Genomic DNA, 17,243 nt, shown 5'->3' on the forward strand with positions numbered 1-17,243 from the left:
TAACGCACTAACTTAGCGAGCACGGAATACGATGCGACCTTTCGATAAATCGTAAGGAGTCATTTCTACGGTTACTTTGTCGCCAGTTAAGATGCGGATGTAGTTTTTTCGCATTTTACCAGAGATATGAGCCACAACAACGTGACCATTTTCTAGCTCAACTCGGAACATTGTATTTGGTAAAGTATCAAGGACCGTACCTTGCATTTCGATTACGTCTTCTTTCGCCATGTTTAGCGTAACACCTCTTTAATAGTTAAACGCTGCAGATTTTGCCGAAAATACTGCAATAAGTAAAGCTACAGGGCTCATTTTTGTAAATTAAATCGCCAACCACTGATCGCCAATGTGCTTTTGTGCAGGCAAAAATTGGGTTTTATATTTCATTTTATTGCATTCGTCGATTTGGTAACCCAAATAGACGAATTGTTTTGCTTGTTGTTTTGCAAATTTAATTTGCTCCATGATCATGATGCTACCAATACTGTACTGCTCATAATCAGGATCAAAAAATGTATAAATCGCAGAGACTGAGTTGCTCATACAGTCGGTCACAGCAACGGCAACTAACTTATCATCATCCCGTAACTCTATAAAAATTACAGGTAGCCATTGGCAAAACAAAAAGCTTTCGTACTGATTTTGATCAGGTGGAAACATAGAACCATCTTGGTGTCTTTGCGTGATATACTTGCAATATAACGGGTAGTACTCAGCCCGTTCATAATCACTGTAGCTTACAGTAAATATTTTTTTTGCTTTGTTTAGTTTACGTTTTTGTGATTTAGATGGAGTAAATTGCTGGGCTAATACGCGTACTGAGTTGCAAGCATTACAAACAGGGCAATGAGGACGGTATATTTGGTCACCACTGCGCCTAAATCCCAATGCTAATAATTGCTCAAATTTATCAGGGCAATAGCAACTTGGGTCAAGAATAACAAGTAGTTGCTCCTGACGGTCTGGTAAATAGCTGCAATCAAATTGCTGGCTTAAACCAAGCCTAGCGGGTAAGTGCTCAGTCATAAATATTAATCAACTCTTGTGGTTGCCACATATGTTTTTTAGGCACAAAACTGTGCGCTAATTTAAGTCTAGTTAAAAATTCCCTGCGTGGGATAACTTTTGCACCTAAAGTGATTAAATAAGGGTTTTCTAATTGGCAATCAATAAAATGAGCTTGGTGTTTCTTAAGCCAATTAACTAATGCCCACATTGCCAGTTTCGAACCATTACTGACTTCATGAAACATTGATTCACCACAAAATATACCGTTTTGCATGATGCCATACAGGCCAGCAACTAATTTATCTTCATGCCAAATTTCAAGGCTATGAGCGATACCTTGATGGTGTGCTTCGATATAGGCATGCATCATTTGCTCAGTGATCCAAGTTCCTTCTGCATCGATACGCTGTTCACGACAAGCATTGATAACGTGCGCAAATGCGTGATTAACAGTGACACGCACAGGAAAACGCTTTAAATACTTTTTTAAACTGCGGCTAACATGAAATTCATCGAGCTCAAGAATACCGCGCATACTAGGCGACCACCACATAATGGGTTCATAATCACTAAACCAAGGGAAAACACCTGTATTGTAGGCTCTTTGGATACGCTCAACTGATAGGTCACCCCCAATCGCCAACAGGCCATCAGGCTCATCAAGGGCTAATTCTGGATCTGGAAAATCAACTGTCTCGGGCGAGAGTTGGTAAAGTTGCTTGATCATATCAGCGTTATCGTTGTTATTTGTTCTAATTTTAACAAAATTTTAGTTATAAAAAAGGGGCTGTTTTTGCAACAGCCCCAGTAATTAGTGTTTTAGATCAACTAATTTATAGGTTATCTAAGAAACGTTCAGCATCAAGTGCAGCCATACAGCCAGTACCTGCTGATGTGATTGCTTGACGGTAAATGTGATCTGACACGTCACCTGCAGCAAATACACCTGGTACGCTTGTTTGCGTTGCGTTGCCGTTTAAGCCTGACTGAACTACTAAATAGCCGTCTTTCATTTCTAGCTGACCTTCAAACATGTCAGTATTTGGCTTATGGCCAATTGCAATGAATACACCCGCAAGATCTAGATTTTCTGTTTCTTCAGAATCAGTTGCTTTAATACGAATGCCAGTTACGCCCATCTCATCACCAAGCACTTCATCTAAAGTGCGGTTGTAATGTAAAACAACGTTACCGTTTTCTGCTTTTTCTTTTAAACGATCAGCTAAGATCTTTTCACTGCGGAAGCTATCACGACGGTGAATAACGTGAACCTCATCAGCAATGTTTGATAAATAAAGCGCTTCTTCAACAGCTGTGTTACCACCACCTACAACCGCTACTTTTTGACCGCGGTAGAAGAAACCATCACAGGTTGCACAAGCAGAAACACCACGACCTTGGAAGTTAGTTTCTGATTCTAAACCTAAGTATTTAGCAGATGCGCCTGTCGCGATAATTAATGCATCACAAGTATATGTGCCAGAGTCACCAGTTAAAGTGAAAGGGCGTTTTGATACATCAACTTTGTTGATATGATCAAAGACAATCTCAGTTTCGAAACGTTCAGCATGCTCTTTCATACGATCCATTAATGCAGGACCCGTTAAGCCGTGTGCATCGCCTGGCCAGTTTTCAACTTCAGTCGTCGTAGTCAACTGACCACCTTGTTGAATACCAGTGATAAGGACAGGGTTTAGGTTAGCTCGTGCTGCGTATACCGCTGCTGTGTAGCCCGCAGGGCCAGAACCTAAGATTAATAGTTTACAGTGTTTTGCGTCACTCATGTTTTTTCCTAAAAACGTTTCAATACGATGTCTATGCGCCCGATTCTAAGAAAAACAAGGCGGATGTAAACAAAAGCCCTGATTATTTTTTTAGTCAAATCGCTAAGCTGTCAAATAATCCTTACTTATTATAATTTAAATAGCTCTTTTTGCTCACAAAATGGTCTAATTGCCAATTGTTATGCCTTCAAAGTACGGTAATTCATGACCAAGCAATAATTTTTTGATATGTTTTAGCTAATTTTGATATTAGCTCGTGCTATGAGCTAACTAAACGAACAGGCAATTATGGTATTTTGGCAGGAAAAGCCCGCTTTTGGGCTGACTACACAAGACGTACAAGTCTTAACCAATGCAAAAGAGTATCGCACTGAACTATTGCGTTTAATTGGTTCAGCAAAAAACAGGATTTATATTACCGCATTGTATCTTCAAGACGATGAAGCTGGGCGCGAAATATTAACTGCGTTACATCAGGCATCACTTACTAATCCTGATTTAGAAGTAAAAGTGTTGGTTGATTTCCATCGTGCCCAACGTGGTTTGATTGGAGCAGCTAAATCTGATGGCAATGCCAGCATGTATTGTGATTTTCAAGAGCAGTATCAGTCAAATGTGGAAGTATATGGTGTACCTGTAAAGGCAAAAGAGCTTTTCGGGGTTCTGCATTTAAAAGGCTTTGTAATTGACGATACATTATTATACAGCGGTGCAAGCTTAAATAATGTGTACCTTCAGCAAGATGAGCGTTATCGTTTAGATCGCTATTTTTTAGTTCATCAAGCTGGATTATGCAATTCGGTCATCGAATTTATTGAAACTCATCTTTTAAGTTCTGTTGCGGTACCACGCATCGATATGCGCCCACTCGTAAAATTTAACGATATTAAAGTCGCGCAGAAGCAATTGATGCGTGACCTTAAATCGGCAAGTTACGCAAGCGCCGCAGAAGCAAGTGCTGGTGAGCTTGGTGTCCGATTGTTCTTAGGTTTAGGGCGCCGTAGCAATAAGCTGAATCGTTTAATCAAATCGTTATTTGATACCACAGAACAAGAGCTTGTTCTCTATACCCCTTACTTTAACTTTCCTGCACCTTTAATGCGGTCATTACGACGTTTATTAAAACAAGGCAAGCAAGTGACTATTGTCGTAGGTGATAAAACCGCGAATGATTTTTATCTGCCGCCAAGTGAGCCGTTTAGTAAAATTGGTGCATTACCTTATTTATATGAAACCATTTTGTATAAGTTTTTAAAGTCACAAAAACGCCACATCAGTAATGGTAATTTGAATGTTTACCTTTGGAAGCATGAAAGTAATTCTTTTCACTTAAAAGGGATTTGCTCAGATAAGCGCTTACATTTATTAAGTGGGCATAATTTAAATCCGCGCGCATGGGGCTTAGATATCGAAAACGGTATTTTAATTGACGACCCTAAGCAGCATATTCTTGAGCAAATAGAAAATGAAAAACAAGCTATTTTGCAGCATTGTCGTCGTTTAACAGGTCCACAGGATTTAGAGACGATGGATGACTATCCTGCACCGGTTAAAAAGCTATTGGGGCAGGCTAAACGTGTAAAAGTTGATTTTATTATCAAGCGTTTTATTTAGGGCGTGTTGACCTTTGTAGATTAAAATTTGTTCTCTCTAGGGGCGATTTAATCGCCTTTAGGAAGACCCCGGACGGCAGAGCGCGTTCGACATTGATACTGCGTTATCGCCTATTTTTGTGGAACGATCACACTATATGGGTTCTGTCTTGCCTAAATATAAAAAAAGCAGCGAAATGCTGCTTTTTTTATATTTAGTTATTAGCTTACTTTTGTTGGGCATCTAAAGATTTACCGTTAACCTCTTTTGAGTCATCGCTCATCAAGTATAGGTAAGTTGGCATTAAATCTTCAGGTGTTGCTAATTTATCTCTATCTTCACCAGGGTAAGCAGAAGCACGCATTGATGTACGGGTAGCACCTGGATTAATACAGTTAACACGAATATTGGTTTTACCTACTTCACAAGCCCAAGTTTGCATCATACCTTCAACAGCAAATTTTGATATAGCATAAGCACCCCAATGTTCACGGCCTTGGCGGCCTACACCTGACGAAGTAAAAATAACAGATGCACTTGGTGATTTGCGAAGCAGTGGGAACATAAATTTAGTGATCATAGCTTGCGCAGTTACGTTAACCTTCATAATATTTTCGAAGGTTGAAACGCAGAAGTGCTCAAGCGGACCTAATGATCCTAAAATACCTGCGTTATTTAATAAGCCATCTAACTTACCGAACTGCAATTCAATGGTTGCTGCTAAGTCTCGGTAGTTTTGTTTAGTCGCACCTTTTAAATCCATCGGTACGATAGCAGGTTGTGGATATCCTGCATTTACGATCTCATCATATACACATTCTAGTTTATTTGTTGTTTTCCCGAGTAAAATAACAGTGGCACCATGCTTAGCATAAGTTAGTGCGGCAACACGGCCAATGCCATCACCGGCACCTGTTATTAAAATTACTTTGTCTTTTAGCGCATTCTCTGCGGCTTTGTAAGTATGCATAAACGTACCATTGATTAGATTTTTCGCCATTTTACCATAGCAAAAAGCCAAGTTATCGAATTTATTGCAAATTAAGGTGGCGAAAATCGAAACTTTACGTTAACTTTAACTGGTCTAATGTCTTATTAATATTCCAATTACATTAAATTAACTTAGAATAATGGTAGTAGAATAACTACTTTTTACCTTGAACACACAATAACAATAAGATTTGCGCGGAGCGAAATTATGAAAAAACTGCTACTTTCACTAGCCATTGCGTCAGCCATTACTGGCTGTGGTGGAGGGGAAACATTAGAAGATGTAAAAAATGATAATCCACCTGTTCTCCCAACCGCGACAGTAAAATTTGACCCAGCAAATAGTGTGATCTCAGTACCAAATGATTTATTAATGAGTGGTACTCTTGATGGCACTTTAAACATGCCAGGTGAATTAGATGACAACAATGTTAGTGTTGAACGTGCAGCGTATGCTGATCCACAACTTGCACTTGGCGCACTTGATGGTTGGTCAACACAAACTCCGTTTAAAATCGATTTAACTTTTCCTGCGGGTATCTCTCTTGATACGGCATCTGCTGCTTCTCCTGGTGCAGTACGTATATTTGAAGTAATCATGGGCGCAAGCCAAACAGATGAAACTTGTTCGCAAGTGCCTGCGGGTATTGCCTGTAAATTGGTGTCTGAATTAACCTTTGGTGTTGACTTTATTACTCAAGGTTCTGGCGATGCTGTGGCTGTGATCCCACTTAAACCGTTCAAAGCTGGTAGTACCTATATTAACGTTTTAACAACGTCATTAATGGACTCTGAAGGACGTTCAATTGAGCCTTCTTCAACTTACGCGTTAGTGAGCGAAGAGACAGCACTTATCACTGATTCACAGAAGTCACTTCAAGCTGTTATCAATAGCTATGAAGATGCAGTGACATCAGGTGGTGCAATCACAAAAGATGAAATTATCTATTCAGCAGCGATGACAATGCAGTCAGCAGGTCAAGTGCTTGGTACAGTTAAGCAACTCCTAGCAGCGAGTCTTTCGCAACCAGCCTTGCCGACACCTATGGTTCAAATTCCTGAGCAACCGGTTATTACAGTCGAGCAAGTATTTGCATCGCAAGGTATTACAGGTGTTTCACCCGTTTTTGGTGGGGTGCAATATCAAAAAGGTAGCGTGATGTTACCTATGTATTTAGCAACTCCTACAGGTAAAACGGTTGATGATTTATCTGCGACTTATTGGCAAGGGCTTTGTGACAGTGGTGTTGCTGTTTTAGGCTATGCAGCTGCAGCGGGTGATTCATTCCCAACCGATCCTATTAGCGAAACTGATGGCCTTTGTATGGCGTTAAGTGGAGGCAAGTTACGTGATTTAGGCTTAGATCAAACAAAACACTTAACTAAGTACAACACAATTCCAAAAACACAAAGCATTGCTAATGTGCCAGTACAAATTACTAAACCAATTTTACCTGTTATTAATGCAGTGCGAGCTCAGCTTGGCTTAGACGCATTGAGCATGCCTGAGACAGGCTGGCCTGTTGTTATTCTTCAGCACGGCATTACTTCTAAAAAAGAAGATATGCTAGCAATTACAGCGCAATTAACAATGCAAGGTTTTGCAACGGCTGCAATCGATCACCCAATGCATGGTGAGCGTGGCGTAGATGTAGACGGTGACGGTACTGACGACTTTAATGCCTCTACAGGTTCTGTACTAAGTTACATGAATTTACAGTCTTTATTGGTAGCTCGTGATAGTTTACGTCAGTCTGTAGCTGATTTGCTTGGTTTGCGTTTAGGCTTGAACTTTACTGGTGCTGCTGATTTAAATGCGCAAGATGTATCATTCTTAGGACATTCATTAGGCTCTGTTGTTGCACCAGCTTTTGTTGCTGTGACTAATGCACCTTTAGCAGCTCAAGTTGACCCAATGTTCAACGTTAAAAGTGTAGCTCTTGCCAGTGGTGGCGGTGGTATTGCAAACTTCTTGATTGAATCAAATACATTTGGTCCTTTTGTACAAGGTTCTGTATTACTTGCGGCTGGTACTACAGAGTCAGCAGAGTTTGGCGCTTATACTCAAAATGAAGCATTATCTAACTGTGGTTCACTTGCTTCAAATCAAACAGCTTATGTTACATGTGCTTATAAAGAGTACATAGGTTCGTTAACAGTAGCTGGTGAAACCGAAAAATTAGCTAACATTCAAAGTGTGGTAACTCAGTTTGCATTTGCAGCTCAAACAGCGCTTGATAGTGGCGACCCTTCTAACTATGCAGCATCAGTTGCAGCTCTTGGCACACCAGTTTACATGAGTGTAGTTGTCGGTGATGGTGCGAACAATAATGCTGATATGGTTATTCCACCAATGGTAGCGAGTAATCCAATTGCAGGTAGTTTACCTCTTGCTAATCTAATGGGTTTAACAACAGTTGCACAAACACAAGGCCCAACAGCGGACGCAATGAGCTATGTTGTTAAATTTACCAAAGGTCACCACAGCTCAGTCTTAACACCTGTTGCTACACCTGACTCAGGCGCAACGGCCGAAGAAAGTGCTGCAGCAACGGCTGAAATGCAATTGCAAATCGCGACTTTCTTAGCAAGCCGTGGTCAGTATCTTCAGGTTACAAACTCAGATGTTGTCACTGAATAAACGAAACCTTGTTAATTAAGTAATAACCAATTAAGTAAAAAGCCACTTCATGTGGCTTTTTTTTGCTTTAAAGCGTGGTAAATTGTGGCGAATCATTAATAAATGGAGAGTTTGATTGGAATTTTTATACGAATATGGGTTATTTTTTGCCAAGACCCTCACATTTGTCATCGCAATTGCAGTGATTGTTGCCATTATTATGGGCGCTGCAGTGAAACCCAAAGCTAAAAAAGGTGAGATAACAATTGATGACTTAAGTGAACAACTTGACGATTTAAAGCAAAGTTTTATTGAAAACACCCTTTCAAAGAAAGAGCTTAAAGCACACCACAAGCAGCAAAAACTCGAGGCAAAAAAACAGCAAGGCGACGAGCCAAAAGCGCGCTTATATGTCATAGATTTTAACGGCAGTGTTGATGCTCATGAAGTAGAAAGCCTAAGAGAAGAAATTACGGCTATTTTAACTATTGCTGATAAAGAAAAAGATCGCGTGCTTATTCGTCTAGAAAGTGGTGGTGGTGTGGTTCACGGTTATGGTCTAGCAGCATCACAGTTACAGCGCTTACGTAATGCCGAAATTCATTTAACTGTTGCCATAGATAAAGTGGCAGCCAGTGGAGGGTATATGATGGCGTGTGTTGCCAATGAGATTGTCGCAGCACCATTTGCAATTGTAGGCTCAATCGGTGTTATTGCGCAAATTCCTAACTTTAATAAAATCTTGAAAAAGAATGATGTGGATTTTGAGCAAATCACAGCGGGTGAGTACAAACGTACTTTAACTATCTTTGGTGAAAATACCGATAAAGGTCGTGAAAAATTCAAAGAAGAAATTGAACAAACTCACGGTTTATTTAAAACCTTTGTTAGTAAGCAGCGTCCATCTCTTGATATTGATACTGTTGCTACAGGTGAGCACTGGTTTGCAACTCAAGCGTTTGATAAAGGCTTAGTTGACAAGATTGATACCAGTGATGACATTTTATTGAGCCAAGCTAAAGAGCGCCAAATCTTTAAAGTGAAATACCGTATTAAGAAAAATTTAAGTGACAAATTAGCTATAGGTTTAAGTTCGGGTGTAAGTAAAGCGGGTGTGAGTTTAATGTCTCGCTTAAAAGGCTTAAACCCTTAGGTTGTGCTAAATATAAAATTAAAATAAAAAACCCGCTGTTCAAGCGGGTTTTTTACTTATAAATAGCCAGTAAATAATTACTTAATCGATTTATGATAGTCTTCTAAATCTTTAGCGGCATTTGGGTCGTTAAATACGTCTTCATCAAATTCCCCTTCAGATTTCGCAACTACACAAGTCACCATACAGTCACCAGTAACGTTGACAGCAGTACGCGTCATATCAAGTAAACGGTCTACACCAATAATGATAGCAATACCTTCTACAGGCAAGCCTACTTGGTTTAACACCATCGCTAACATAATAAGACCAACACCAGGCACACCAGCAGTACCTACAGATGCAAGTGTTGCGGTTAAAATAACCATTAAGTAATCTGAAATTGTTAAATCAACAGAAAATACTTGTGCAATGAATACGGTAGCAACACCTTGCATAATTGCTGTGCCGTCCATGTTAATGGTTGCACCTAAAGGCACGGTAAATGAGGCAACTGAATTATGTGCGCCTAATTTTTTGCTAGCAGTTTCTAGGGTAATAGGCATGGTTGCACTTGAGCTTGATGTGCTAAATGCAAATAGGCAGGCATTTTTCATTTTCTTTAAAAACGTAATAGGGTTAAGACCTGTAAACATTTTTAACAACACACTGTAGTTAACAATACCGTGGAAGAGTAGGGCAAAAACAACTACACCAAAGTACAATGCAAGGCTCTTTATTAGTTTTAAATCTATAGTAGTAAATAGTTTTGCCATTAAAAAGAAAACACCATAGGGTGCAATATTCATAAGCAAAGTAACTAGCTTTAGAATAACGGTATTTAAGTCTTCAAATACATTTGCTACTCGTTGACCCGCTTTACCACTAAGCGCCATCGCTACGCCAAATAATAATGCAAAAACAATAACCTGTAGCATATTACCGCTTGCCATTGCATCAATAGGGTTTGTCGGGAACATACTAATGATAACTTGTGCGAGAGTTGGCGCTTCTTTTGCACTGTAATTAGCATCTGAAGGTAGATTGATACCTTCTCCTGGATTTACAAATAACGCTAAGGTAATAGCAACGGTAATAGCGATTGCAGTAGTCGCTAAATAAAGCAAAATTGATTTACCACCTAAACGTCCTAATTTCTTGGGGTCGCTTAAGCTGCAAGTACCACAGACTAATGATACAAAAACCAGTGGTACCACAAGCATTTTCAAGCTTGCGATAAATATTTGACCACCAACATGGAAAATTCCATCAACGAAAAATGCTTTAATTGGTAAAGAGAATAACCCTAGTGGAATAAGGAAATCGTCTTCACCCGCTAAAATGGCTTGAAAGATAAAACCAACGATTACACCCAGTACCATACCTACCATGATACGAGATGTAAGGCTTAAAGATCGTACTTTTGACATACACCCAGTCTATTTTTTTATAAATTTTGCCATAGACTACCAGCATGAAGATTTTTATACAGAAAAATTCGATAAATAGTTAAAGAATTTCGTTGCCTTTAAAGGAAAAAAATTATGATCTTCGTTTAATTTTTAGGTTAATATTAGGTAAATATATAAATAATTTTAAAATAGCTAACTAGGGAGAGGTCAATGCCTTTATTGCGATGGCTAAGTATTATAGTTTTCAGCTCATTGTTAGTTGCCTGTGGCGGCGGTGGGTCATTAGAGAATGATAGTGGTTCACTTGGTGGTGGGGATGATGGTACAACCGATAACCCAAGTTTTGTCGTTGCTGTTCAAGGTTTCGTAAAGGACACAGATCAAGAATCGAGCTCAGTAACATCTGATACACCATTAACTATATTAGCTTCTCTGACCAGTAATGGTGATGCGGTTTCAAGTGAAGTTATAAGCTTTAGTTTAGATGGTGACATTGGCTTGCTTGATCCTGTTTCTGGAACTGCTCTGACTAATGCTGGTGGTGTCGCGTCAATTACACTAACTGCGGGTGATACTGCGGGTGCAGGGATTATTACTGCTACTTATGTTGTTGGTGATGAAACATTCAGTGATACCTTTGGCTTTACATCAGATGGCTCTGAAACAGATGACTCAAGTGTTAGTGGCAGTATTACTCTTGATGTGTCAATTTTAGACAGCACAGGCTCGCCATTTACAGTAGAAAACCCTGTTAGCAAAGATAATAAAGGGACAGTTACTGCAACCTTATTAGAAGAAGAACAGCCTTTACAGGGGCAGCTAATTTCTTTTACAACAAATTATACAGGCAAAATCACTCCTGTATTAGGCACTGCATTAACTGATGCAAATGGTGAAGCTTCAGTAACGTTAAGTAGTGGTGATTCTAAAGGGGCTGGTCAAGTAGTTGCTACATACACGGATGAAAGCGGTAACACAATCACTAAAATTGCAGGCTTTATTTCAAATGGTGATGATGCCCCTGTTGAAAGTGCCGAAGCGGAACTTGATATCAAGCTGTTACAAGGGTGCGCAACTAACTGGGAGGCTAATCGTAATACAACATCACTTGAAACAACTTACCTAGCTTCAGGGTGTAGCGTCGTAAATCAGTTTTCATCTGACGAACTCATCGACGTTATGGTAAAAGTGACTGATACAAGTTCGGGTGATGGTATCGACGGTATTATCGCTGAGCTTTCGACTGATCTTGGCGCTTTATTACCAGAATCAGGAAAAGCGCTTACTGACAACTTTGGTTTTGCAATTTTAAAACTACAACCTGGCGCAAATAGTGGTGCAGGTGAAGTATCTGTATCTGCTAAATCGGTGACTGCATCGAAAGCATTCGAAATTGCAACTGCTGAGTTAAGTGTAGAAATTTCAAATGGCTTATATAACAAGGTAGATGACGCCGGTAATGTAATTGATGACGAATTTGTGCCACTTGCAGCGGGTGCAACAACGGTTATTACAGTTAGTATTTATGATGCTGACGGTGAGCTGTTTGTAACGCCATTAGATGTTGAGTTTACATCTGGTTGCGTTGAATCTGACCTCGCTGTTATGGATGACACCGCAACGAGTATTAGCGGTATTGCAACTGCAACATATAGAAGTAACGGCTGTAACACAACACAAGGTGATACGGTCACAGCAACAGTCCTTACCGGGGGAACACCAAAAGTTGTTTCAGTGAATGTGCCAGTATCGGCCGCAGCTGTAAGTTCGATTGAGTTTGTTGAAGCTACCGAGCATGTAATAGCACTAAAAGGGACTGGTGGTGTATCTCGCAAAGAAATTAGTCAACTTACATTTAAGTTAACTGACGAAATTGGTAATACGGCAAAACAAAAGCGATTAGATTTTCGTTTGAGCTCGACTAATGGTGGCATTTCACTTTCTGAAGTAACAGATGCGACAGGTTATTCGCATGCAAGTGTTTCTACAGATTCAGAGGGCTTAGCAAGAATTCAAGTTAATTCAGGCTTTGTACCTCAAGCTGTTCGCGTACAAGCGTGCTACATACCAGATGAACTGATTCCTGAAAACCAAAACGATAATGTAACTTGTTGGAAAGAGCTTTATGATGAATGCCTTCTTGATGAATCTGAGCGAGATAACAATGTTTCATGTCCAACAGGTCAGCTTTCTTTAGTTTCATTAGATGAGCAAATAACAACCGTATCTGATCTTGTTTCAATTAGTTCAGGTTTACCTGATGGTAATAGTTTTACGGCTGCCCCAACAAACTTTAATGTCGAAGCATTAAATTATAACGGTGTTCTTGAGGAAATTAACGTTTATCTTGCAGATCATTTTAATAATCCTGTACCTGATGGCACATCTGTATATTTAACAACAGAAGGCGGTGCTATAGGAACAATTGATGGCACAGAGTTTAACCCTCAGCTTGAGTGTAATACAGTTGATGGACAATGTGTTGCCCAGTGGCGTTCACAAAATCCAAAACCATTTACAGAAGCTAAGTGGGGTAACAGAATCAACAGCATTAATCCAAAAACTGATGCAATTAACTGTGACCTTTACTTTGGAGCCGCAGCGCCTTGTATGGCAGGTATTTTAAACGCTGCATTCAATGAAAATGGCGTACCGCTAGGAGGCCGTGCCACAGTACTTGTCACAGCAAAAGGTCAAGAGTCATTCATCGACATTAATGGTAACGGCCGTTTTGACACCAACGAATATTACAGTGGCTATGACCTGACAGAAGCATTTATCGATCATAATGAAAATGGTTTTTATGATGGTTTAGCAGCAATTTACGACCCAGTTACTGCATCAGTGACAAAGGCTGCTGAAAATTGTCAAGAAGGTGCTACTGATGATCCGTGTAGTCCAGAAAATACGAATGCCGGACACTTCGAAGAAAGCTGGGATATTGACCTTAATGGCATGCATACACTAGCGGATGGAAAATATAATGGTTTAGTATGTAAGTCAGAGGCAACAACGCCAACAGATGGTGATACTTTTGAAAGCCTATGTACTAAAGAATTAGTTGATATTCGAGATTCTTTTGAAATTATTATGTCTGGTAGTACTGCGTACAGTCGATTTGTAGTTACAAAAAATGAGCTGCGTAGCCGATTTGCTGATGCTCTTGCTGAAACAACTGAAGATGATCCTACAGTTTTCACAGATAATGCAATGCAACTTGCTAGGGATATTGAGGAATGTAATCCAATCCGACGTTTTCCTGCAGCTGATGTAAAAGGTGCGTTTGTTCTCGATTTAGAGGAAACAGCTGATACTAATTATTGTGATGTGAGAAATATAAACATTACAACTGCTGATTCTGGTACTGAATTAGCCGCATTAACTTTTGCAGTTTATTACTCTGATATTTTTAATAATCCAATGCCTGCAGGGACCAGTGTTTCAGTAACTGCAGATAATGGAGAATACAGCGGCACTGATGGCTTTGAGCTTCGAAATTCAGCTGCGACAGCAGCGTTTGGAGAAGTTTTATCAATAAGTCGAGAGTCAGAAAGAAATGGTAAAACTGAAGGCTTTTTAACTGTTGAATTTACAACTGGAAAAGGCAACATTTCAACTGCTCGAATTGCAATTACTGATGATGGCTAATAAGTAGTTATTTGTTTAAATTTAAAAAAATGCCAACCAGAAGGTTGGCATTTTTGTTGCTGTTCTATATATTCCCCTTGAAATTACCGCAAAACGCCACATTGACTAAATTAGCAACAAAAATTGTTTAATTATTCAGTCAATGAAGAAAAGTTTCGATTAAAAGCTTGTAACAATTGGTGTTTGTAGATATACCTATAAATATTCGTGCTCCAATGTTAAAAAATCATACTTATTTGTTTAATGTGATGGATATACATTTATAAGGGCAAAAAACTTTTAAAATATTCGGTCAGAAATAGGCAGCTATGGGCAAATCACTTGTAATTGTAGAGTCTCCAGCAAAGGCAAAAACAATTAATAAATACTTAGGTAACGATTTCATCGTAAAGTCCAGTGTTGGGCATGTGCGTGATCTACCAACTTCAGGTTCAGGCAAAACGAAAACTGCAGCGACGAAAACGCCTGCTGAAGTTCGAAAAATGTCACCAGAAGAAAAAGCTGCCTACAAAAAGCAACGCGATTATAAAAATCTTGTTGCCCGCATGGGTATTGATCCTGAAAAAGGCTGGGAGCCACATTACGAAGTCTTGCCAGGCAAAGAGAAAGTTGTTCAAGAATTAAAAAAACTTGCTGAAAATGCAGATAAAATCTATCTCGCAACCGATTTGGATAGAGAAGGGGAAGCCATTGCATGGCACCTCGAACAGATTATTGGTGGCGAGCCTGAAAAATATAAGCGAGTTGTTTTTAACGAAATTACGAAAAATGCTATTCAACAGGCATTCGAAACACCGGGCGAACTAAACACTGATATGGTGTATGCGCAGCAAGCACGTCGTTTCCTTGACCGTGTTGTAGGTTTTATGGTGTCGCCGCTATTATGGGCAAAAGTTGCTCGTGGCTTATCAGCTGGTCGTGTTCAATCTGTCGCGGTGCGTCTACTCGTTGAACGCGAACGTGAGATTAAAGCATTCATTCCTGAAGAGTTTTGGGATGTCCACGCTGATGTAAAAAATACTGAAGCAGCTTTAAGGTTAGAAGTTACCAAACACGCTGACAAGCCTTTTAAGCCAGTTAATGAAGAGCAGGCGATGTCTGCCGTTAGTCAACTTGAAAAAGCTGACTACAAGGTCATTAGTGTTGAAGAAAAGCCAAGCAAGAGTAAACCGAGTGCACCATTTATTACTTCAACCATGCAACAGGCAGCAAGTACGCGCCTAGGTTATGGTGTTAAGAAGACGATGATGTTGGCTCAACGCTTGTATGAAGCTGGCCACATTACTTACATGCGTACCGACTCAACTAACTTATCGAAAGATGCCGTTGAAATGTGTCGTGATTACGTGACTGAGCAATTTGGTGAAAAGTATTTACCTAAAGCACCTATCAGCTATAGTTCTAAAGGCAATGCACAAGAGGCTCACGAAGCGATTCGTCCTTCGAGTGTCACTGTGTTATCTGGTCATTTAGATGGTGTTGAGGCCGATGCTAAAAAGTTATATGAACTAATTTGGCGTCAGTTTGTTGCTTGCCAAATGGTCCCTGCAGAATACGATTTAACAACTTTAACGGTTGGCGCGGGTGATTATCAATTAAAAGCAAAAGGCCGTGTGCTTCGCTTTGACGGTTGGACAAAAGTTCAGCCAGCTGTTCGTAAGAAAAACGAAGAAGATCAGTCACTGCCTGCAGTTAAAGAAGGTGATGTACTCACGCTAGTAGAGTTAGACCCTAAACAACATTTTACAAAGCCACCAGCACGCTTTAGTGAAGCAAGCTTAGTTAAAGAATTAGAAAAGCGTGGTATCGGTCGTCCTTCAACGTATGCATCTATCATCTCAACAATTCAAGACCGTGGTTATGTGCGTGTTGAGAACCGTCGTTTCTTCGCTGAAAAAATGGGTGAGATTGTTACGGACCGGTTAGTTGAAAACTTCGAAGATCTAATGAACTTTGATTTTACCGCTAAGATGGAAGGTCGTCTGGATGATATCGCAGAAGGTGAACGTGTCTGGACACAAGTACTAGATAAGTTTTATGCGGATTTTTCAACCCAGCTTGAAGTTGCCTCAGGTGATGAAGAGCACGGCGGTATGCGCCAAAATCAAATGGTTGAAACCGACATCGATTGTCCAACCTGTGGTCGCAAGATGGGTATCCGAACTGCATCAACCGGTGTGTTCTTAGGCTGTACGGGTTACAACCTGCCACCAAAAGAGCGTTGCACAACAACTATGAACTTGGTGCCAGGCGATGAAGCAATTGCTGCAGATGTTGAAGACGTCGAAACAGAATCACTGATGCAAATGAAGCGTTGTCCAATCTGTGAAACGGCAATGGATTCATACTTAATCGATGAAACACGCAAATTACATGTATGTGGTAACAACCCTGCGTGTAAAGGATATATCGTTGAACAAGGTACCTTTAAAATTAAAGGTTACGACGGCCCCATTATTGAATGTGATAAATGTGGTTCAGATATGCAGTTAAAATCAGGTCGTTTTGGTAAGTACTTTGGCTGTAGTAATGAAGAGTGTAAAAATACTCGTAAGTTACTTAAAAATGGTGAAGCTGCACCGCCGAAGGAAGATCCAGTTCATTTACCTGAGCTAGAGTGTGAAAAATCAGAAGCTTATTTTGTACTGCGTGATGGTGCATCGGGTATTTTCTTAGCTGCAAATACCTTCCCTAAATCACGTGAAACGCGTGCGCCTAAAGTTGAAGAGTTAAAACGCTTCAGAGACCGCATTTCTGAAAAGTTTTACTATCTTGCCGATGCGCCGGCACAAGACCCTGATGGCAATCCTTCAATTGTACGTTACAGCCGTAAAAATAAAGAGCAGTATGTAATGAGTGAAGTAGATGGCAAAGCCACAGGCTGGACTGCTCACTACCAAAATGGAAAATGGGTAGAAGAGAGTAAAAAGAAAGCGCCTAAGAAAAAAGCGGCGACTAAAAAGTAAGTTTACATCTATTTAGATCATAAAAAGGGATTGCAGTTGCAATCCTTTTTTTTGTGCTTTTATGACATTTGCTAATGTCGTTTTTTACCA

The 17,243-nt window shown here is 40.0% G+C and carries 11 protein-coding genes; 5 read left to right on the forward strand and 6 right to left on the reverse strand.

Features of this window, described 5'->3' with window-relative positions:
* Positions 1-12: 12 nt before the first annotated feature.
* From infA to trxB, 4 genes are all read right to left on the reverse strand, one after another.
* The gene (gene infA / locus EVU92_RS11425) at positions 13-231 is read right to left on the reverse strand and encodes a translation initiation factor IF-1 (protein ID WP_002962494.1); all 219 of its coding nucleotides are present in this window, start codon (positions 229-231) and stop codon (positions 13-15) included.
* A gap of 90 nt (positions 232-321) precedes the next feature.
* The gene (locus EVU92_RS11430) at positions 322-1,026 is read right to left on the reverse strand and encodes an arginyltransferase (protein ID WP_130051326.1); all 705 of its coding nucleotides are present in this window, start codon (positions 1,024-1,026) and stop codon (positions 322-324) included.
* Entirely contained in the window at positions 1,019-1,735 is a 717-nt protein-coding gene (aat, locus tag EVU92_RS11435; RefSeq protein WP_130051327.1) for a leucyl/phenylalanyl-tRNA--protein transferase, read from the reverse strand. Before aat ends, EVU92_RS11430 begins: the two co-directional genes overlap by 8 nt.
* A gap of 106 nt (positions 1,736-1,841) precedes the next feature.
* The gene (gene trxB, locus EVU92_RS11440; RefSeq protein WP_054551466.1) at positions 1,842-2,792 is read right to left on the reverse strand and encodes a thioredoxin-disulfide reductase; all 951 of its coding nucleotides are present in this window, start codon (positions 2,790-2,792) and stop codon (positions 1,842-1,844) included.
* 288 nt (positions 2,793-3,080) lie between these two features.
* On the opposite strand from trxB, the gene pssA reads away from it, so the two are divergent.
* The gene (pssA, locus tag EVU92_RS11445) at positions 3,081-4,406 is read left to right on the forward strand and encodes a CDP-diacylglycerol--serine O-phosphatidyltransferase (RefSeq protein ID WP_130051328.1); all 1,326 of its coding nucleotides are present in this window, start codon (positions 3,081-3,083) and stop codon (positions 4,404-4,406) included.
* Between the two features lie 205 nt (positions 4,407-4,611).
* Here the strand turns inward: pssA and EVU92_RS11450 are convergent, their stop codons facing one another.
* A complete protein-coding gene (locus tag EVU92_RS11450) occupies positions 4,612-5,355 on the reverse strand; it encodes a YciK family oxidoreductase (RefSeq protein ID WP_130052279.1) in 744 nt (247 codons plus the stop codon).
* 228 nt (positions 5,356-5,583) lie between these two features.
* Here EVU92_RS11450 and EVU92_RS11455 point away from each other — a divergent pair, with 228 nt between their 5' ends.
* Complete coding sequence (locus tag EVU92_RS11455; protein WP_130051329.1) at positions 5,584-8,016, forward strand: VolA/Pla-1 family phospholipase; 2,433 nt, start codon at positions 5,584-5,586, stop codon at positions 8,014-8,016.
* A 115-nt stretch (positions 8,017-8,131) separates the two neighbouring features.
* Positions 8,132-9,148 carry a protease SohB gene (gene sohB, locus EVU92_RS11460; RefSeq protein WP_130051330.1) on the forward strand — a complete coding sequence of 339 codons (1,017 nt, stop codon included), beginning with the start codon at positions 8,132-8,134 and terminating at the stop codon, positions 9,146-9,148.
* Positions 9,149-9,225: 77 nt separating this feature from the next.
* Here sohB and EVU92_RS11465 read toward each other — a convergent pair whose 3' ends face one another.
* Positions 9,226-10,557, reverse strand: coding sequence for a dicarboxylate/amino acid:cation symporter (locus EVU92_RS11465; protein WP_130051331.1), 1,332 nt, complete (start codon positions 10,555-10,557; stop codon positions 9,226-9,228).
* A 192-nt stretch (positions 10,558-10,749) separates the two neighbouring features.
* On the opposite strand from EVU92_RS11465, the gene EVU92_RS11470 reads away from it, so the two are divergent.
* Both EVU92_RS11470 and topA read left to right on the forward strand, forming a co-directional pair.
* The gene (locus tag EVU92_RS11470; protein WP_130051332.1) at positions 10,750-14,187 is read left to right on the forward strand and encodes a hypothetical protein; all 3,438 of its coding nucleotides are present in this window, start codon (positions 10,750-10,752) and stop codon (positions 14,185-14,187) included.
* A gap of 308 nt (positions 14,188-14,495) precedes the next feature.
* Positions 14,496-17,153 carry a type I DNA topoisomerase gene (topA, locus tag EVU92_RS11475; RefSeq protein WP_130051333.1) on the forward strand — a complete coding sequence of 886 codons (2,658 nt, stop codon included), beginning with the start codon at positions 14,496-14,498 and terminating at the stop codon, positions 17,151-17,153.
* The last annotated feature ends 90 nt before the right edge of the window (positions 17,154-17,243 follow it).

It is taken from the genome of Pseudoalteromonas sp. MEBiC 03485, assembly GCF_004195145.1.
Taxonomy (GTDB): domain Bacteria; phylum Pseudomonadota; class Gammaproteobacteria; order Enterobacterales; family Alteromonadaceae; genus Pseudoalteromonas; species Pseudoalteromonas apostichopi.

Bases quoted from the DNA above. Each gene is read 5' to 3' on its own strand.
- infA (WP_002962494.1), bottom strand. From the start codon at position 231: ATGGCGAAAGAAGACGTAATCGAAATGCAAGGTACGGTCCTTGATACT.
- EVU92_RS11465 (WP_130051331.1), bottom strand. From the start codon at position 10,557: ATGTCAAAAGTACGATCTTTAAGCCTTACATCTCGTATCATGGTAGGT.
- EVU92_RS11455 (WP_130051329.1), top strand. From the start codon at position 5,584: ATGAAAAAACTGCTACTTTCACTAGCCATTGCGTCAGCCATTACTGGC.
- EVU92_RS11430 (WP_130051326.1), bottom strand. From the start codon at position 1,026: ATGACTGAGCACTTACCCGCTAGGCTTGGTTTAAGCCAGCAATTTGAT.
- EVU92_RS11450 (WP_130052279.1), bottom strand. From the start codon at position 5,355: ATGCATACTTACAAAGCCGCAGAGAATGCGCTAAAAGACAAAGTAATT.
- aat (WP_130051327.1), bottom strand. From the start codon at position 1,735: ATGATCAAGCAACTTTACCAACTCTCGCCCGAGACAGTTGATTTTCCA.
- trxB (WP_054551466.1), bottom strand. From the start codon at position 2,792: ATGAGTGACGCAAAACACTGTAAACTATTAATCTTAGGTTCTGGCCCT.
- pssA (WP_130051328.1), top strand. From the start codon at position 3,081: ATGGTATTTTGGCAGGAAAAGCCCGCTTTTGGGCTGACTACACAAGAC.
- EVU92_RS11470 (WP_130051332.1), top strand. From the start codon at position 10,750: ATGCCTTTATTGCGATGGCTAAGTATTATAGTTTTCAGCTCATTGTTA.
- topA (WP_130051333.1), top strand. From the start codon at position 14,496: ATGGGCAAATCACTTGTAATTGTAGAGTCTCCAGCAAAGGCAAAAACA.